The organism is Curtobacterium sp. ABR8 (assembly GCF_057812125.1).
Genome location: NZ_CM173818.1, coordinates 727,939 through 745,052 on the forward strand (window position 1 = coordinate 727,939; position 17,114 = coordinate 745,052).

The window sequence follows — 17,114 nt, forward strand, 5'->3', positions numbered from 1 at the left end:
GTGCTCCAGACCGTAGAATCGGGGGGTACCGAACAAGTCTGCCATGTCACCGCGAAGGACTCCGCATGCCCAACCCGTACGCCGAAGCCGGAGTGGACACCGCCGCCGGTGACCTCGCCGTCGAACTCATGAAGTCCGCCGTCGCGGCGACCCACAACAGCCACGTGCTGGGCGGCGTCGGCGGCTTCGCCGGACTCTACGACGTGTCCTTCCTGAAGGACTTCGCGCACCCGTTGCTCGCGACCTCGACCGACGGCGTCGGCACCAAGGTCGCCATCGCGCAGGCGATCGACAAGCACGACACCATCGGGCAGGACCTGGTCGGCATGGTCGTCGACGACATCGTCGTGGTCGGCGCGAAGCCGCTGTTCATGACCGACTACATCGCCTGCGGGCGTGTCGTCCCGAACCGCATCGCGGACATCGTCGCCGGCATCGCCCGCGGCTGCTCGGCGACGGGCACCGCACTGGTCGGTGGCGAGACCGCCGAGCACCCGGGGCTGCTCGGTCCGGACGACTACGACGTGGCCGGTGCCGCGACGGGTGTCGTCGAGGCCGGTTCGCAGCTCGGCGCCCACCTGGTGCAGGACGGCGACGTCGTGCTCGCGATCGAGTCGTCCGGGCTGCACTCGAACGGGTACTCGCTCGTCCGGCACATCCTCGCGTCGCGCGGGGTCGGGTACACGGACCAGCTGCCCGAGTTCGGCGGCGTGTCCGTCGGTGAAGCACTGCTCGAGCCCACCCGCCTGTACACGACGCCGCTGCTGGAGCTGCTCGAGCAGCACCCGGGCGCCGTGCACTCCCTGTCGCACGTGACCGGTGGTGGCATCGCCGCGAACCTGGCGCGCGTCCTGCCCGTCGGCTCCTGGATCGAGGTCGACCGCTCGACCTGGCAGCCGCTCCCCGTCTTCCGGGTGCTCGCCGACATGGCAGGGACGCCGATCGAGGACACCGAGGGCACCTGGAACCTGGGCATCGGCATGTTCGCAGTGGTGTCCGCCAGCGCCGCGGTGGACGTCATCGAGTCGCTCGGCGTGGCAGGCATGCCCGCCTGGCCCGTCGGCACGATCGCCACGTCGGCCCGCGAGCTGTCCGGCTTCGAGCAGGGCGCCAAGGGTGTCGACGGTGGCGCGGTGCGGCTCGTCGGGAGCTACGCCGCCTGACCCGGGCTGGTCGCGGTCGCACGGACTGCCGCTCGGACGTGGTCCGGGCAGCAGTCCGTGCGACCGCGACGTCCGGCCGGCGGCGCATCGCACGACCTCGGCAGCTGGCTGCCCGGGCACGCAGAAACGCCGCGCTGCCCGAGGGCGCGCGGCGTGACGGCGATGCAGGTCAGGCGGACTTGTTCTGGTCCGCTTCGGTCTCGAACTCGTCCGCGTCGTCTGCCGCCTCGGGACCGTACTGGTCCGCCCAGCGGTCGACGAGATCGTCATCGGAGTGTTGTCCGGCGGAGAGCTCCTGCTCGAGTGCACCGTAGTTCGTCTGCGGGCTGAAGTACTTCAGCTCACGGGCAACCTTGGTGTGCTTCGCCTTTTGACGGCCGCGCCCCATGCGTGACCCCCTCGTTCGGCTCTGGTCCGGTCCTGGCGAATGACGGAAGATCACTCGGGGAACCAGACGGTTCGTGGTTTGAAATCTGCCGATCACTCTACCATGTACCTCGATCTGGACGTCGCCGCGACGGCTCCGCGCACAGGAGAATCGAAGTGATGACCGAACCCATCGAGAACCCAGTCGACCAGCACGCCCGTGTGGTCGTGATCGGTGCGGGGCAGGCCGGACTCTCCGTGGGATACCACCTGCGCCGTCAGGGGCTCGTCCCGGGCACCGACCTGGTGCTGCTCGACCGCGCCCCGAGCACGGGTGGTGCCTGGCAGTTCCGGTGGGAGGCCCTGCGGCTCGGCGCGGCGCACCGCGTGCACGACCTGCCCGGGATGCGGGCCATGGGTCTGCAGTTCGACGACGCCGATCGTTCACGACCCGCCCGGGACGTCGTGGGGGAGTACTACCGGCGGTTCGAGCAGCACTACGACCTGCGGGTCCGACGTCCGGTCTCGGTCTCGTCGGTCTCCCGGCTCGACGGCGACACGGCAGCTGGCGCACTCTGCGTCACGACGCGGTCCGCCGACGGCACGGAGACCCGGATCCGCGCCGACGTCGTGGTGAACGCGTCGGGGACCTGGGGCACCCCGTTCGTGCCGTGGTACCCGGGCCGTGGCGTGTTCCGCGGACGACAACTCGACACCACCGACTACCGGAGCGCCGTGGAGTTCGCGCGGCAGGACGTCGTCGTGGTCGGCGGCGGGACGAGTGCCATCGGCTTCCTGCTCGAGCTCGACGGTGTCGCCCGGTCCACCCACTGGTTCACGCGGCGGCCGATGGTGTGGGCGGACACCGCGTCGCTCGACCTCGAGTCCGCGGTCGCGGCCGTCGACGAGCAGGACCGGGCCGCCCGTGCCGGCGAGGTGCTGCCGAGCATCGTCAGCGGCACCGGTGTCCCGGTCTCGCGGCGGATCCGGGCGGGCATCGACCGCGGGGTCCTGCGCGACCAGCCGATGTTCACCCGGATGGACGAGACCGGCGTGGTCACGGCCGACGGCACGCACGTGCACGCCGACGCGGTGCTCTGGGCGACCGGATTCCGCGCCGATCTGCGGCACCTTGCGCCGTTGCACCTGCGGACCGCGGCCGGCGGGGTCGTCGTGGTGGACGGTCGATCGGTCGACGAGCCGCGGCTGTTCCTGGCCGGGTACGGGCCGCAGGCGTCGACGATCGGCGCGAACCGGGCCGGACGGCTCATCGCCCGCCAGGTGATGGACGTGCTCGCCGCCGCGTGAGCCGCTCCGGACCTGCGCACGGTGCGAGGTGTGTCGGGCGGTGCGGGGTCGGCGGACTGCGCACGGTGCGAGGTTCGTCGGGCGGTGCGGGGTCGGCGGACTGCGCACGGTGCGAGGTTCGTCGGGCGGTGCGGGGTTGCCAGCTCGGTGCGAGGCTCTGTCGGCGCACCGAGCGGTCAACCTCGCACGGGCCCACGAAGCGCGCACCGTGCGCAGCGCGACGGGGCGGCCGCAGGCGGCCGCAGGCAGCTCCGGCGCAGCGCGGGTCAGGCGGGCAGGGGCTCCTGCACGCCACGACGCCGGCGGGACGCCGCCAGGAACACGGCGTCGAGCGAGAACCGCCCCGGACCGGTCAGGGCCACGGCGAGCGACGCGACCGCCAGGACGAGCACGTACTCGAAGCCGCCGTCCTGCGAGTAGAAGCCGGACGACGCGTGCGCGAGCAACCCCGCGACGACCATGTCGACGGCGAGCAGGACACCCACGACGCGGGTCGCGACGCCGAGCACGAGCAGGACGCCGCCGACGAGTTCGAGACCAGCCACCAGGGGCGCGGCGACGTCGGCGAGCGGGACGCCCATGCCGGAGAAGCCCTGGGCGACGTTCGGGATGCCCTGGGCGAACTTCTGCGCGCCGTGGGCGATGAACACCACCCCGAGGACGATGCGGAGCGCGGTCAGGCCGATGGAGGTCGATGTCGTTCGCATGGCCACGACGGTAACCGGTGACGCGTCATCGATGTCCCTCGTCCGGGGGCCTGTCCGGACATCACCAGAACACGCCCAGGTTGGGGTCCGCCGAAGGGCGGACCCCCACTCAGGAACCCGACGAGTCCGTGCCGCGTCCGGTCTGCTGCTGCAGGCGGTCGATGTGCTCCGAGGCCTCGGCCTTCGTGAGGTCGGCGGAGAGCTCCTCGCCGGCTTCGCGGGCCAGGGTGTCGAGGTAGCTGCGCTGCGGTCCGGTCATCGGCTCGTCACCGGTGACCCACTGCTCGGGGTCCTTGCTCGCGTCGGTCGACGGGTCCGGACGGGCTCCGCCGAGGGTCTCTTCTGCATCACTCATGCCGGGGACGCTACGCCGCACCCCCGACGTACCGCGCAGCCGCCTGTCCCCCGTCAGGCCGGGGTGGCCGTGTAGCGCACCAGGTCCGGGCCGACCGCACTCGTGGCGATCGGCACCGCCCGGCCGTCGCGCCGGACCCAGATGGTCGCGGCCTGCTCGTCGATCCGCTCGACCTCGTGCAGCGAGCCGTCGAGCAGCACCGTCGCGGACACCACGATCCGGCCGCTGGACGGCCGCGGGGGCAGCCCGGGGACGTCGTCGTCGTACGCCGCGTACTCGCCGGGCTGCAGGAACGGGGACACCGGAGCGGTCACGACCTCGAAGCCCTCGTCGACCTCGGACACCGCAACGAGCCGCACCGCCTGGTCCGTCGGCAGCGGGACGTCGACGACCCAGGGCGCGTCGGAACCGGCCAGTGCGCGGAAGGCGGGCCGACCGTCGGGGGCGAGCCGTGCCTCCAGGCCGTCGATCCGGACCCGTCCACGACCGCGCGAATCGGCGTACAGACCGGGCTCGATGCCGGACTGCCGCGCCTCGAGACGGGTGATGACCACGCGGTCCGGGCGGTACCAGTCGCGCAGTGTCGACGGGTCCACCCAGCCGACGCTGGGGACGCCGCGCGCCAGCGCTGCCGACTCGTCGGCGGCGTGCTCGTCGAGCGCACCCAGGGGGTGTTCGCCGCGCACCGCGACGAGTCCTTCGTGGGGGCTACCCGCGGCGGGCTCGTGGTCCAGCACCTCGACGCGCTTCGACACCTTGCCGCCGTGGCCGTCGAACGTGGCGAACGTCCGCAGGTCCGTGATCGTCATGACGTCAGATGCTACGACTCGTCGCCCCGGCGCGGCGAGGTCGGCACGAGCGCGTGCAGCTCACCCGTGCAGAGCGCGGGGTCGACGCCCTCGGCGGGACCCGCCGGACGAGTGGCCCGTCGCGGCTGCGGACCGTTCCGCGGCTGCAGGCTGTTCCGCTGCGCGGACCGGGCCAGGCGGTCGTCGGCCGAGCCGTCGACCGGTGCCGCGGCCGAACCCGCTGCGGACCGGCGGAGCGGTGGGCGCACCGGTTCGCCGCGACGCTCCTGGCCGGGCAGCGGACGCGACCGGCGGCCGTAGAGCAGTTCGGACGAGTCGAGCAGCCACGGCACGAGCGCGACGGTGACGCCGTGCACGAGCAGGAGCTTCTTGCGGATGCGACGGCCGCGGTGGTTGTGGAGCAGGCCCTCCCACCAGTGCCCGACGATGAAGATCGGGGTGTAGACGGTCACGACCTCGGAGCCGTGCTCGAGCCGGTGCGCCTTGATGTACTTGATGAGCGGCATCGAGATGTCGCGGTAGGGACTCGGCACGATGGTCAGCGGCATCCGGATGCCGTACTCGGCCCACTGGTCGCGCAGGTGCTGGGCGTCGGCGTCGTCGATCGCGACGTGGACCGCCTCGCAGCTGGCGTGCTCGGCCGCGATCGCGTAGTCGATGGCCTTCAGCACGGGCTTCTGCAGCTTGTTCACCAGCACGACTGCGTGGTCGCCGGTCGCGCCGAACTCGGTCTCGACGTCGGCCTCGATCTCGTGCGAGACGTCGCGGTAGTAGCGGTTCACCCCGAGCATGAGCACGTACAGGATCGGCATGATCAGGAAGACGAGCCAGGCGCCGTGCGTGAACTTGGTGATCGTGACGATGACCAGGACGACCAGGGTGAAGGTGGCGCCGATCGCGTTGATGGTGCGCGAGCGCAGCACCTGTGCACGGTTGACGGACGGGTCGCCGGCGCCGGTCCGGTCTGCCCGCAGCAGGCGGGTCCAGTGCACGACCATGCCCGTCTGCCCGAGCGTGAACGACACGAAGACGCCGATGATGTACAGCTGGATGAGGCTCGTGACGTTCGCCCGGTAGACCACGAGCAGCGCTGCGGCGACGAGCGCAAGCACGATGACGCCGTTCGAGTAGATGAGCCGGTCGCCGCGGGTGGACAGGGCCTTCGGGGCGTACGAGTCGCGGGCCAGGATCGAGCCGAGCAGCGGGAAGCCGTTGAAGGCCGTGTTCGCGGCCAGGAGCAGGACCGCGGCGGTCGTCGCCTGGATGACGAAGAACAGCACCGAGTTGTCGCCGAACGTCGCCGCCGCGATCTGGGCGATGAGGGACCGCTGCGGCGTCGAGGCGCAGTCGGCGAACCCCTGCAGGTCGCAGGCGCGTTCGGCGTAGTGCACGCGGGACACGAGCGCGAGGGTGATGAGCCCGATGAACAGGACGATCGCGATGCCGCCCATCGCCACCAGGGTCGCCTGCGCGTTCTTGATCTTCGGGCGCCGGAAGGCCTGCACGCCGTTCGCGATGGCCTCGACGCCGGTGAGCGCCGAGCAGCCGGACGCGAACGCGCGCAGGAGCAGCAGGACGAACGCCGCCTGGGTGGTGTGCTCCACGTTGTCGACGGTGTAGCCGGCGGACTCGGCGACGGGGGCGTGCCCGGTGGCGACCCGGACCAGGCCGGTGACGACCATCACGAAGACGGACGCCACGAACAGGTAGGTGGGGACGGCGAACGCCTTGCTCGACTCCCGCACCCCGCGCAGGTTCGTGGCGGCGAGGAGCACGACGAACACGAGCGCGAGTTCGACGCGGACGTCGTTCAGCATCGGCAGTGCCGAGATGATGTTGTCCACGCCGGACGCCACCGACACCGCGACCGTCATCACGTAGTCGACGAGCAGTGCGCTCGCGACGACCAGGCCGGCCTTCTCGCCGAGGTTCCGGTGCGCCACCTCGTAGTCGCCACCACCCGACGGGTACGCCTTGATGAGCTGCCGGTACGACGCGACGACCACGACGAGCAGCAGCACGACGAGTGCGGCCACCCACGGTGCGAACGTCAGGAACGACATGCCCCCGAGCAGCAGGATCATCAGGAGTTCCTGCGGTGCGTACGCGACGGAGGACAGCGGGTCACTCGCGAAGATCGGCAGTGCCAGGTGCTTCGGGAGGAGCTGTCCTTCGAGCTTCTCGGAGGGGAGGGGATCCCCGATCAGTCGCGCTTTCAGCGACCGGACCTCGTTCGTCACGAGCGGCAAACCTACTCAGTTCCGGGCGGGAGTCAACACGGGTGTCCGAGCAGTCATTCCCGGTCGGGCGCGCGTCGCCCGCTCCGACTCCGGGCGGCCCCTTGCGGTTGACGCAGCGTCAACCTCTACGGTGAGGTGCATGAGGGATCCGTCAGACAACGCCGCCGCAGCTGCGAAAGCGCCCCACGGCATCGCCGACGTTGCGCGATCCGCCGGGGTGTCGAGCCGCACGCTCCGCCACTACGACGCCATCGGACTGCTGCCGGCCACCGCCGTCGGCGACGGCGGACTCCGCCGCTACGACGACCGGGCACTCGTCCGGCTGCAGCGCATCCTGCTGCTGCGCGGCACGGGCCTCGGTCTGTCCGAGATCGGCCGGCGGCTCGACGCCGATCCGGACGACGCGTCGGCGCTCGCCGCGCACGTCGTCGGCCTCGAGCGCGAGCGGGACCGGCTCGCCCGGCAGCTGGCAGCCGTCCGCACCACCATCGCCCGCATCGAGCACGGTGAGCGTCTGGCGGTGGTGGACGTGTTGGACGGGTTCGCCCCCGTGCCGTGACGGAACCAGGTTCCGGCCACGACACCACGGATCGGCGTGGTGCTGTGTCCGGAACCTGGTTCCGAGGGCGGGCGGTGCGGCGGGCGGCCGGGAGGCGCGGGGCGCGACCGGCAGGTGGGCTCGGGCCGTCAGAGCGACTTGCGCAGGGCCTCCAGGCCGTCCCGCAGACGCGTCACGGTGTCCGCGCGGAGCGTGCCGCGGGTCGCGCGCCGACGCAGGTCCGCGCGGACCTGCTGCCGGAACGACGACAGCGCCATCTCGAGCTCGCGCAGGGCGCGGGCGCTCTCGGAGGGGACCGAGACGGGGTCCTCGTGGGAGCCGGTGCCGGGGCTCTCCGCCGAGGCGGCGAGGTCGGCACGGAGCGAGCGCATCGCCTCGCCGACCGAGGCGCGGACGCCGTCGGCCAGGGACTTCACCGAGTCGGCGACCCCGGACTCGACCGCGGCGATCTCGTCGGCACGCGCCGCGAGTTCGGTGCGACCGGCCTCGGTGATCGCGTAGACGGTCTTGCGGCCGTCGGCGGTCTTCGAGACGAGGCCCTCTTCCTCGAGCTTCGCGAGGCGCGGGTACACGGTGCCGGCGCTCGGCACGTAGGTGCCGCCGAACCGGTCGCCGAGGGCCTGGATGAGCTCGTAGCCGTGCATCGGGTGGTCCGCCAGCAGCACGAGCAGGTACAGGCGGAGGTGGCCGTGGGCGAAGACGGGACTCATGCGGGCACCTCGCCGTCGTTGGTCGGTGTGGTGTCGGCGGCGGGAGCAGTCGGCGGAGCCGGGGTGGTCGGCGCGGCCGGGGTCGTCCGGGCCTCGGCGGCTGCCGGCGGGGCGTGCAGGACCGCGATGTCGCCGGACACCGAGTTCACCCGCAGGTCGAGCCACTGGCCGGCCAGCTCGCCGCCCTGCTTGACGTACGAGCCGCGCACACCGCGGATCTCGGAGTCGTCGAACTGCAGCTTGCCCGACGCCGTGCTGACGGTGCACTGGTAGGCGACGCCGTCCTCGAGCCGGACGCTCACGCCGCCGGAGACCGTGTTGACGCGTGCCGACTCCGGCACGCCGTGCAGGTCGAGCACGACGTCGGCCGAGACGCCGTCCGCCTGGAACCGGGGGATCTCACCCGTGGCCACGACGTCACCCGAGACCGTGTGGACCGTCAGCGCGCCGTCGAGCTCGCGGATGGTCGTCGCGCCCGAGACGGCGTTGACCGTCACGTCGCCGGCGACACCGTCGACGACGAGGTCGCCGGACACCGTGTTGAGCATCGCGCCGCGGTTCGTGCCGGACAGCAGGGCGCCCGCCGAGACGACGCCCAGGGTGACCGAGGCGTCGCGAGGGACCAGGATGCTGACGTCCGCGAGCGCCTTGCCGCGGAACGACTTGAGGAACCCGATGGGGTCGTCCCACCGGATCTGCGGGTGGTCGACGGTGAGCGTGTCGCCGTCGACCTCGATCTTCAGCTGCTTGCCGGACACGCTGTGGACCTCGACCCGTGCGGTGGGTTCGTCGTGTGCGACGACGTCCACCTGACCACCGACGAGTCCGACACGGAGTGTGCGGACGATGCCGGTGTCGATGACCTTGGGCTCGTCGACGAGCCACTTCTCCTGCGCCATGGTGCTTCCTCCAACTCGCGATGTATCGCGTCTGTGGAGGTCACGTTATATCGCGACTCGCGACTCCGCAAGGGGTTCGCGGACGACCCGGCGCTCAGGGCTCCACGGGAACCGCCGGAAGAACGGCATGAGCGGCTGCACCATCGGGCCGATCGCGAAGGCCGCGATGACGGTGCCGGCCCCGACGTTCCCGCCGAGGATCCACCCGACGATGACGACCGACACCTCCACCAGGGTGCGCGCGAGCCAGAGCGGCCAGCCGAGGCGCTCGTGCAGCCCGACCATCAGGCCGTCGCGGGCCCCGGTGCCGAACCCCGCGCCGATGTAGAACGCCGTCGCGATCGCGAGCAGCACCAGGCCTCCGGCGAACAGGGCGATCCGGGCGACCAGGCCGGACGGCTCCGGCACGAGCCAGAGCACCAGGTCGGCGCTCGGCCCGATCGCCAGCGCGTTCAACAGGGTGCCGATGCCCGGCTTCTGGCGCAGCGGGATCCAGAACAGCAGGATCACGCCGCTCGACACGACGGTGATGACGCCGAACGACCAGGGCACCACGTTCTCGAGGCCCTGCGTCAGCACGGTCCACGACGACACGCCGACGACCGCTCGGACCTGCAGCGCGGTGGAGGCGCCGTAGAGGAACAGGCCGACGACGAGCTGGACGAAGCGGAACGTGAGGGCGGTGCTGCGGGGCATGGGTTCATCGTCCGCTCCGATTGGACTGCTGGTCGAGAGCCAATCGCGCTACCGTGGACCCATGACCCCCGTGCTGTTGAGTGCCCGCTCTGCTGCCCTGCTGCTCACTGACTGGCGTGACGGCACCGATGCGCCGGCCTACGAGGCACTGTCCGACGCGATCCGGGTGCTCGTCATCGACGGCCGGGTCGCGCAGGGGGTGCGGCTCCCGGCGGAGCGCGGGCTCGCCGCCGCACTCGGTGTCTCCCGCACCACCGTGGCAAACGCGTACGCACGACTGCGGTCCGACGGGTTCGTCGTGTCGGTCCGCGGCTCCGGCAGCGTGGTCCACCTGCCCGCGTCGCTCATCGGTCGCCCTGACCCGGAACGGCTCGGCGGCGTGGTCGACGACGATCTGCTGGACCTGCGCAAGGCCGCGATGTACTCGGCTCCCGGGGTCGCCGAAGCGGTCGAGCGGGCGGTGCGGCACGTGCCGGCGGCGCTCGCCGGCATCGGGTACGACACCGTGGGCGACCCCGGGCTCAGAGCCGCGATCGCCGACCGGTACACCGCGCGCGGGCTGCCGACCGACCCGTCCCAGGTGATCGTGACGATCGGCGCGCAGCACGCCATCGCCCTGCTCGCCCGGGTGCTCGTCCGCCGCGGTGACGCCGTGCTCGTCGAGTCGCCGACCTACCCGCACGCGCACGAGGCGTTCCGCGAGGCCGGCGGACGACTCGTCGGCGTCCCGGTCGACGCGCGGACCGGGTGGGATGCCGCCGCGCTCGAGACGACGCTGCGGCGGACCGCACCGGCCGTCGCCTACGTCATGCCCGAGCTGCACAACCCGACCGGTGCGACCATGTCCGCGTCGACCCGTGCGCTGCTGCTGTCGGTCGCGGCGTCGGTCGGCACGACGGTGATCGCCGACGAGACGATGGGCGAGCTCCGCATCGAGGGATCACCGTCGCTGCCGCTGGCAGCAGCCGACCCGTCCGGAGCGTCGGTCGTGATGATCGGGTCGGCCGACAAGGTCTTCTGGGGCGGCCTGCGGATCGGCTGGATCCGCGCCGCACCGGCGCTCCTGCAGCGGCTGCTCGCTGCCCGCCCGACGGGCGACCTCGGCACGCCCGTGCTCGACCAGCTGGTCGCGCGCGAGCTGGTCCCACGCACGGCGGTCGTCCTGGAGGCGCGGCGCGAGTCCCTCAGACAGGGTCGCGACGAGGTCGTGGGCGCGCTCAGGGCGCGGCTGCCGGAGTGGGACGTCCCGTCGCCGGCGGGCGGGTTGACGACGTGGGTCGGCCTCGGGCGGCCGGTGTCGAGTGCGCTCGTGCTGGCCGCGCGGTCCGAGGGCGTGGTGCTGGCCTCGGGCGGGGTGTTCGGGCCGGACGGCGGGTTCGAGCGGTTCCTGCGGGTGCCGTTCACGATGGCGCCGGCGGACCGGGGTCGTCTGGTGGACGTGCTCGAACGGGCGTGGGCACGGATCGGTGGGGAGTCCGCCGAGGTGCGGGGCTCGCTCGCCGCGGTGGTGTGACGCCGGCACGTCATCCTCTGGGGTGAAGACGCACCCGCCATGTCGCTCCCCGGGGTGATGCGGCCCGGGGCGGCTGCCACGATGCTGATGCCATGAACGCGACCCTGTCCGCCGGTCCTCCGGCCGCTGCTGCGTCCCCGACGTCGTCCTCGTCGGCACCCTGCCCCGCGGTGCCCGCCGCGGTGCGCGTCACGATGGCGCTGAGCGGTGCGCTGCTCGCCGGCGTGCTCACCTCGTTCGGGCAGGCCGTGCCGGCGCTGTCGTCCGTCGCGAACTCTGCCGGCCCCTGGTTCCTGGTCGCCGTGGCGCTCTGCATCGGCGCCGGGGTCCGAGCCGGCCGGTTCGCCCTGCCGCTCGCGATGGCCCTCGGTGTCGTGCTCCTCGAACTCATGCACGTCGGGTACTGGGCCACGACGAACCTGCGCGGGTACCCCGACTTCCTGTCGCTGACGAACCCGTGGGTCCTGCTCGGCATCCCGGCCGGGCTGCTCGCCGGTGCGGTCGCGGTGTTCGTCCGGTCCCGTGACGCCCGCTGGCGTGCCGGCGCGTTCGGGGTCACCGCCGCGATCCTGATCGGCGAGGGGGTCCGCGCACTGCTGCAGGTGGTGGCCACCACCGGCCCGGTCACCTGGGTGGTCGAGATCGTCGTCGGTGTCCTGCTCCTGGCCGTCGGCGTGGGCACCGCACGCTCGTCCGTCGGCCGTGCGGTGGCACTCGGGACGGCGGTCGTCGGCACCGTCGGCGTGCTCGGGGCGTACCTGCTGCTGGGCGGCTGACCCGACGGCCGGATGCGGGCGCGCACGGGCTGCGGCTGCGAGGATCGATGACGTGCACCTCCTCTCGGTCTTCAGCCTCCGCAACCGGGCCCTCATCGCGCTCGTCACCGTCGTCGTCGCGATCTTCGGCGGCATCGCGCTGTCCAACCTCAAGCAAGAGCTGATCCCGAGCGTCGAGTTCCCGCAGGTCGCGATCGTCAGCGCCTACCCCGGTGCCACGCCCGAGGTGGTGTCGAACGACGTCTCGACGAAGATCGAGCAGGCGATCCAGGTCGTGCCGGACCTCGAGTCCACCAGCGCGACCTCGTCCACCGGACAGAGCGTGGTGTCGGCGTCGTTCCAGTACGGATCGAACCTCGCCAGCGCCGAGGACAAGATCCAGACCGCGGTGAACGCGCTGTCGCTGCCCGACTCGGTGCAGACGCAGATCGTCACCGGGTCCTTCGACGACCTGCCGGTGCTGCAGGTCGCGGTGTCGGCGTCCGGCAACCAGGAGCAGCTCGTCGACCGGCTGCAGGCCTCGGCGATCCCCGACCTCGAGAAGCTCGACGGCGTGCGGCAGGCGGACGTCTTCGGCAACCCGGGCCGTCGCGTCGTCATCACGCCCGACCAGGACGAGCTCGCCGCACGGGGCCTCACCCAGACGGCCATCTCGGACGCGCTCGACGACAACGGCACCCTGATCCCCGGCGGCACGATCACCGAGGACGGCTCGACGCTGTCGGTGCAGACGGGCGAGCGGATCGCCTCGCTCGAGGACATCCGAGCCCTGCCGCTGACGAGCTCGTCGAGTTCGTCGAGTTCGGACGGGACCGGGTCGGGCGCCGCAGGTGCCGACGGGACCGCATCGTCCGGTGACGGCACGGCTGCGGGTGCCACCGGCACTGGTGCGACCGGCGCTGCTCCCACCGGCGACGCTGCGACGGACACGTCCACGACCGCGGCCACGCCGACCGACACCACGCTGGGCGACGTCGCGAAGGTCGCCATCACCGAGTCACCGCGCACCTCCATCAGCCGCGTGGACGGGCAGCAGGCGCTGACGATCTCGATCACGAAGACGCAGGAAGCGAACACCGTCGACGTCTCGAACACCGTGCGCGACGCCCTGCCCGGCATCGAGGACAAGATCGAGGGCGACCCCAGCTTCACCGTCGTCTTCGACCAGGCGCCCTACATCCAGCAGTCCATCGACTCCCTGGCCGAAGAGGGCCTGCTCGGGCTCGCCTTCGCGGTGATCGTCATCCTGGTGTTCCTGCTGTCGTGGCGCTCCACGCTCGTCACCGCGATCTCCATCCCGACGTCGGTGCTGCTCGCCGCGATCGGCATGCGCGCCGCCGGGTACACGCTCAACATCATCACGCTGGCGGCCCTCACGATCGCGATCGGCCGCGTGGTCGACGACTCCATCGTCGTCATCGAGAACATCAAGCGGCACATGCAGCCGGGCGTCGACCGCGGCCAGGCCGTGCGGGACGCCGTGCGCGAGGTCGCCGGTGCGGTCACCGCCTCGACCCTGACCACCGTCGCCGTGTTCCTGCCGGTGGCCTTCGTCGCCGAACTCGTGGGGGAGTTGTTCCGGCCGTTCGCCGTGACGGTCACCCTGGCGCTCGTCGCGTCGCTGTTCGTCTCGCTCACCATCGTCCCGGTGCTGGCGTACTGGTGGCTGCGCCCGCCGAAGGCGAAGCCGGGCGACGCGACGACGGCAGCGGAAGCGCACACGGACGCGGAAACGGCACCGTCGGCGATCGATGCCGAGCGCGAGCACGAGGGCGTCCGCTCGGAGGGTGCGCTCGCCTCCGCGGCGGATCTGCACGACGCCGGCCGGGTGGACCGTCTGCGCCGCGTCTACCTGCCGGTGCTCCGGTGGGTCGTCCGGAAGCCGGTCGTCGTCATCCTGCTCGCCGTGATCGTGCTCGGCGGAACGGTCGCAACGCTGCCGTTCGTCACCACGAACTACCTCGGCGACTCGGGGCAGAACACGTTCACGGTCACGCAGGACCTGAAGGCCGGTTCGAGTCTCGCCGACCAGTCCGAGTCCGCACGCAAGGTCGAGCGGGCACTGCAGGACGTCGACGGCGTCGAGACCGTGCAGACCACCATCGGCACGAGCGGCCAGTCGATCCAGGCGGCGTTCGGCGGGGGTGGCAGCGCCTCGGTGCAGTACGCCGTGACGACCGACGCCGAGGCCGACCAGCCGACGATCCAGGCCGACGCCCGGAAGTCGATCGGGGCGATCGAGGACGTCGGCGAGGTCACCATCGCGTCCTCCGGCGGCGGGTTCGGTGGCAGCAGCGACATCGAGGTCGACGTCACCGCGCCGACCCAGTCGCAGCTCGAGACGGCGTCGCGCCAGGTGCTGAAGACCATGCAGTCGGTCCCGGACACCACGGGAGCCACGAGCAACCTGTCCGCCGCGGAACCGTTCCTCGCCGTCCGGGTCGACCGGCAGAAGGCCGCGTCACTGGGCCTCACCGAGACCCAGGTGGGTGGCCTCGTCGCCGCCGCCGTCTCACCGAGGGACACCGGCAGCATCGAGATCGACGACGCGACGCTCGACGTCTACATCGCCGACCCCGAGCCGCCGACGACCATCGCCGCACTCCGTGCCCTCGACGTCCCGACGAGCACCGGCACCGTCCCGCTGTCCGACGTCGCCGCGGTCGAGGAGTCCGAGGGTCCGACCACCGTCACCACGACGAACGCGGCCCGCACCGCCACGATCACCGTGACGCCCGACGCCACCAACCTCGGTGCCGCCGTGCAGTCCGTCACGACCGCCGTCGACGAGCTCGACCTGCCGAAGGGTGCGACCGCCTCCATCGGTGGCGTCGCCGCCAGCCAGTCGTCGGCGTTCTCGCAGCTCGGGCTCGCGGTGCTGGTCGCCGTGCTGATCGTCTACGTGATCATGGTCGCGACGTTCCGGAGCCTGCTCCAGCCGCTGCTGCTGCTCGTGTCGGTGCCGTTCGCGGCGACGGGCGCGATCCTGCTGCAGATCGCGTCCGGCGTCCCGATCGGCGTCGCGTCGCTGATCGGTCTGCTCATGCTCGTCGGCATCGTCGTGACGAACGCGATCGTGCTCATCGACCTCGTCAACCAGTACCGACGGCGCGGGTTGCGGGTGCGCGAGGCGTTGATCGAGGGCGCCACGCGACGCCTCCGTCCGATCCTGATGACGGCGATGGCGACGATCTTCGCGCTGCTGCCGATGGCGATCGGCCTGACCGGCAAGTCCGGGTTCATCTCGCAGCCGCTGGCACTGGTCGTGATCGGCGGCCTGGTGTCCTCGACACTGCTGACGCTCGTGGTGCTGCCGGCGCTGTACTTCGTGGTCGAGCGAGCCCGTGAGCGGCGGGCCGACCGGCGTGCGGCTGCGGCGGGCTAGCGACGGTCCGGGCTAGCGGCGGTACTCGGCGTCGACGGCCGCGATGGCGGCGGTCGTGAGCGGCACCGGGACCGTGGCCGGCACGACGGGCGCAGCGGCCCGGTGGTCAGCTCGCTCCTCGCGCTCGACGGCCCGGAACCACGACACGAGCACGCAGGTGAGCGTGACCAGGAAGACGACCCCGGCACCCTGCGCGAACACGGCCATCTGCCCGGTCGCGGCCGCGTACCCGCCGAAGGCCATGGTGGCGGCGAACGACAGCCCGAGCAGCAACTCCGCAGCGGTCTGCAGCGCGGAACGGTCCCAACGGGTCGCAGCGGCGCGGGCAGGGCGGGTCGAGGTGTCGGTCACCCCCGAAGTCTGCGGCGTGGCGCCGATCGGCAGTAGTCCCGACTCCGGGTGCCACCCACCCGGGGCACGCGCCGTCGTGCGTTCCAGCGAGCGCACCCGCGCCTCCCTCCCCCCCGTGTCCCCGCGCCCGTTCTCGCGAAAGCGACACTTCTCCGCCGAACATCGGTGGCACAGAGTCGCTTTCGCGGCACGGACGGCCGCTCGTCGGCGAGAAGTGTCGCTTCCGCGGCGCACTCCGCCCGCGCGCCTCAGCCGAGCTGGGTCCGCAGGAACGTCGCGACGCGTCGGCTCATCGCCTCGTCGAGCTGGGCGATCGAGTGGGCCGTGCCCTCGACCTGCACGAACGTCACCGGCACGTCGTGCGACCGGAGCGTGGCCGCGAACTCCTGCGACTCCCACAGCGGGATGAACTCGTCCGTCGAGTGCCCGATGAAGAACGGTGCCGTGTCGGAGGTCACGTGGTACTCCGGCGACGCACGGGTGGCCGCCGGACACTTCGCGTAGGTCCGGCAGCCGAGGTAGAGCAGCTGCTTCCGCTGGAAGGATGCCGACACCCCGTCGGCCCGGGTCGAGCGTGACGTCAGGTTCGTGGGGCCGCTCAGGTCGACGACCGCACGGATCCGGTCGCCCTCGGCGTACGCGGCGGACTCGTGGTCGGTCACCGCGAGCATCGCCGCGAGGTTGCCGCCCGCGCTTCCGCCGAACACCCCGACCCGCTGAGAGTCGACGTCGTAGGTCTCGAGCGTCGCGGGACGGAACACGTAGTCGAGCGCGCGGCGGACGTCGTCGAGGCCGGCCGGGAACGGATCGGTGGGGGCGAGCCGGTAGTCCACGTTGAACGTCACGAAGCCCTCGGACGCCAGGTACTTGCACACCGACCGGTAGGCGGCCGTGGCCTTGTCGCCGTGCGACCAGCTGCCGCCGTGGATCATCAGCACCGCGGGCCGACCTGTGCTGGCTGCGGCCTCGGCAGGGTCGGCCGTCGGGGTGGCGGACGGCGTCGCCGTCGGGGTCGCGGTCGTCTCCGGGGCGCTGTCGGCCGGCAGGCAGACGTCGAGTCGCTGCAACGGGGCCGTGCCGTACGGCACGTCGGCGACCACGTCGATGCCGTGGTACTCCAGCGACAGCGGGTAGATGACGCTGTCCGCGGTGACCGTCGCGTTCTCGTCGCCGACGGGGTCCGTGCTGCAGGACGCGACCGCGCCGAGCGCCACGACCGCGGCGACGAGCGCGAGCACTGTGCGGCGGCCGGACTTCATCGGTTCCACGGTAGCCGC

General features: G+C 71.9%; 16 protein-coding genes. 6 read left to right on the forward strand and 10 right to left on the reverse strand.

Annotation, left to right across the window (positions count from 1 at the left end):
* Positions 1 to 65: 65 nt before the first annotated feature.
* Positions 66 to 1,163, forward strand: coding sequence for a phosphoribosylformylglycinamidine cyclo-ligase (gene purM, locus ACXKZB_RS03545; protein WP_488824736.1), 1,098 nt, complete (start codon positions 66 to 68; stop codon positions 1,161 to 1,163).
* Between the two features lie 169 nt (positions 1,164 to 1,332).
* On the opposite strand, the gene ACXKZB_RS03550 is transcribed toward purM, so the two are convergent.
* Complete coding sequence (locus ACXKZB_RS03550) at positions 1,333 to 1,551, reverse strand: DUF3073 domain-containing protein (protein ID WP_123310266.1); 219 nt, start codon at positions 1,549 to 1,551, stop codon at positions 1,333 to 1,335.
* Positions 1,552 to 1,709: 158 nt separating this feature from the next.
* On the opposite strand from ACXKZB_RS03550, the gene ACXKZB_RS03555 reads away from it, so the two are divergent.
* Positions 1,710 to 2,837 carry an NAD(P)-binding domain-containing protein gene (locus ACXKZB_RS03555; protein ID WP_488824737.1) on the forward strand — a complete coding sequence of 376 codons (1,128 nt, stop codon included), beginning with the start codon at positions 1,710 to 1,712 and terminating at the stop codon, positions 2,835 to 2,837.
* Between the two features lie 266 nt (positions 2,838 to 3,103).
* On the opposite strand, the gene ACXKZB_RS03560 is transcribed toward ACXKZB_RS03555, so the two are convergent.
* The 4 genes from ACXKZB_RS03560 to ACXKZB_RS03575 all read right to left on the reverse strand — a co-directional run bounded on the left by ACXKZB_RS03560 (position 3,104) and on the right by ACXKZB_RS03575 (position 6,957).
* Positions 3,104 to 3,544, reverse strand: a complete 441-nt coding sequence (locus tag ACXKZB_RS03560) for a DoxX family protein (protein WP_488824738.1) — start codon at positions 3,542 to 3,544, stop codon at positions 3,104 to 3,106.
* Positions 3,545 to 3,653: 109 nt separating this feature from the next.
* On the reverse strand, positions 3,654 to 3,899 hold the full coding sequence (locus tag ACXKZB_RS03565; protein WP_123310260.1) for a DUF3072 domain-containing protein: 246 nt from the start codon (positions 3,897 to 3,899) through the stop codon (positions 3,654 to 3,656).
* Between the two features lie 53 nt (positions 3,900 to 3,952).
* The gene (locus ACXKZB_RS03570; protein WP_488824739.1) at positions 3,953 to 4,708 is read right to left on the reverse strand and encodes a hypothetical protein; all 756 of its coding nucleotides are present in this window, start codon (positions 4,706 to 4,708) and stop codon (positions 3,953 to 3,955) included.
* Positions 4,709 to 4,719: 11 nt separating this feature from the next.
* Entirely contained in the window at positions 4,720 to 6,957 is a 2,238-nt protein-coding gene (locus ACXKZB_RS03575; protein WP_488824740.1) for an APC family permease, read from the reverse strand.
* A gap of 130 nt (positions 6,958 to 7,087) precedes the next feature.
* Here ACXKZB_RS03575 and ACXKZB_RS03580 point away from each other — a divergent pair, with 130 nt between their 5' ends.
* The gene (locus tag ACXKZB_RS03580) at positions 7,088 to 7,507 is read left to right on the forward strand and encodes a MerR family transcriptional regulator (RefSeq protein ID WP_488824741.1); all 420 of its coding nucleotides are present in this window, start codon (positions 7,088 to 7,090) and stop codon (positions 7,505 to 7,507) included.
* Positions 7,508 to 7,635: 128 nt separating this feature from the next.
* On the opposite strand, the gene ACXKZB_RS03585 is transcribed toward ACXKZB_RS03580, so the two are convergent.
* Genes ACXKZB_RS03585 through yczE form a run of 3 tightly spaced genes read right to left on the reverse strand, consistent with a single transcriptional unit; the run spans position 7,636 to position 9,812 of the window.
* On the reverse strand, positions 7,636 to 8,217 hold the full coding sequence (locus ACXKZB_RS03585; protein ID WP_111085559.1) for a PadR family transcriptional regulator: 582 nt from the start codon (positions 8,215 to 8,217) through the stop codon (positions 7,636 to 7,638).
* A complete protein-coding gene (locus tag ACXKZB_RS03590) occupies positions 8,214 to 9,116 on the reverse strand; it encodes a DUF4097 family beta strand repeat-containing protein (RefSeq protein WP_488824742.1) in 903 nt (300 codons plus the stop codon). The genes ACXKZB_RS03585 and ACXKZB_RS03590 overlap by 4 nt, the downstream gene beginning before the upstream one ends.
* A 45-nt stretch (positions 9,117 to 9,161) precedes the next feature.
* The gene (yczE, locus tag ACXKZB_RS03595; RefSeq protein WP_488824743.1) at positions 9,162 to 9,812 is read right to left on the reverse strand and encodes a membrane protein YczE; all 651 of its coding nucleotides are present in this window, start codon (positions 9,810 to 9,812) and stop codon (positions 9,162 to 9,164) included.
* A 61-nt stretch (positions 9,813 to 9,873) separates the two neighbouring features.
* On the opposite strand from yczE, the gene yczR reads away from it, so the two are divergent.
* From yczR to ACXKZB_RS03610, 3 genes are all read left to right on the forward strand, one after another.
* Positions 9,874 to 11,325, forward strand: coding sequence for a MocR-like transcription factor YczR (gene yczR, locus ACXKZB_RS03600; protein WP_488824744.1), 1,452 nt, complete (start codon positions 9,874 to 9,876; stop codon positions 11,323 to 11,325).
* Positions 11,326 to 11,417: 92 nt separating this feature from the next.
* Positions 11,418 to 12,101, forward strand: coding sequence for a DUF6518 family protein (locus ACXKZB_RS03605; RefSeq protein WP_488824745.1), 684 nt, complete (start codon positions 11,418 to 11,420; stop codon positions 12,099 to 12,101).
* 52 nt (positions 12,102 to 12,153) lie between these two features.
* Positions 12,154 to 15,486, forward strand: a complete 3,333-nt coding sequence (locus tag ACXKZB_RS03610) for an efflux RND transporter permease subunit (RefSeq protein WP_488824746.1) — start codon at positions 12,154 to 12,156, stop codon at positions 15,484 to 15,486.
* Between the two features lie 12 nt (positions 15,487 to 15,498).
* Here the strand turns inward: ACXKZB_RS03610 and ACXKZB_RS03615 are convergent, their stop codons facing one another.
* Positions 15,499 to 15,837: a hypothetical protein gene (locus tag ACXKZB_RS03615; RefSeq protein ID WP_222659524.1), complete on the reverse strand. Its 339-nt coding sequence runs from the start codon at positions 15,835 to 15,837 to the stop codon at positions 15,499 to 15,501.
* Positions 15,838 to 16,085: 248 nt separating this feature from the next.
* The gene (locus ACXKZB_RS03620; RefSeq protein ID WP_488824747.1) at positions 16,086 to 17,096 is read right to left on the reverse strand and encodes an alpha/beta hydrolase; all 1,011 of its coding nucleotides are present in this window, start codon (positions 17,094 to 17,096) and stop codon (positions 16,086 to 16,088) included.
* Between the last annotated feature and the right edge of the window lie 18 nt (positions 17,097 to 17,114).

Coding starts and splice junctions, on each gene's coding strand:
- yczE (WP_488824743.1), bottom strand. CDS start 9,812: ATGCCCCGCAGCACCGCCCTCACGTTCCGCTTCGTCCAGCTCGTCGTC.
- ACXKZB_RS03570 (WP_488824739.1), bottom strand. CDS start 4,708: ATGACGATCACGGACCTGCGGACGTTCGCCACGTTCGACGGCCACGGC.
- ACXKZB_RS03605 (WP_488824745.1), top strand. CDS start 11,418: ATGAACGCGACCCTGTCCGCCGGTCCTCCGGCCGCTGCTGCGTCCCCG.
- ACXKZB_RS03620 (WP_488824747.1), bottom strand. CDS start 17,096: ATGAAGTCCGGCCGCCGCACAGTGCTCGCGCTCGTCGCCGCGGTCGTG.
- ACXKZB_RS03565 (WP_123310260.1), bottom strand. CDS start 3,899: ATGAGTGATGCAGAAGAGACCCTCGGCGGAGCCCGTCCGGACCCGTCG.
- ACXKZB_RS03590 (WP_488824742.1), bottom strand. CDS start 9,116: ATGGCGCAGGAGAAGTGGCTCGTCGACGAGCCCAAGGTCATCGACACC.
- purM (WP_488824736.1), top strand. CDS start 66: ATGCCCAACCCGTACGCCGAAGCCGGAGTGGACACCGCCGCCGGTGAC.
- ACXKZB_RS03555 (WP_488824737.1), top strand. CDS start 1,710: ATGACCGAACCCATCGAGAACCCAGTCGACCAGCACGCCCGTGTGGTC.
- ACXKZB_RS03580 (WP_488824741.1), top strand. CDS start 7,088: ATGAGGGATCCGTCAGACAACGCCGCCGCAGCTGCGAAAGCGCCCCAC.
- ACXKZB_RS03550 (WP_123310266.1), bottom strand. CDS start 1,551: ATGGGGCGCGGCCGTCAAAAGGCGAAGCACACCAAGGTTGCCCGTGAG.
- yczR (WP_488824744.1), top strand. CDS start 9,874: ATGACCCCCGTGCTGTTGAGTGCCCGCTCTGCTGCCCTGCTGCTCACT.
- ACXKZB_RS03585 (WP_111085559.1), bottom strand. CDS start 8,217: ATGAGTCCCGTCTTCGCCCACGGCCACCTCCGCCTGTACCTGCTCGTG.
- ACXKZB_RS03560 (WP_488824738.1), bottom strand. CDS start 3,544: ATGCGAACGACATCGACCTCCATCGGCCTGACCGCGCTCCGCATCGTC.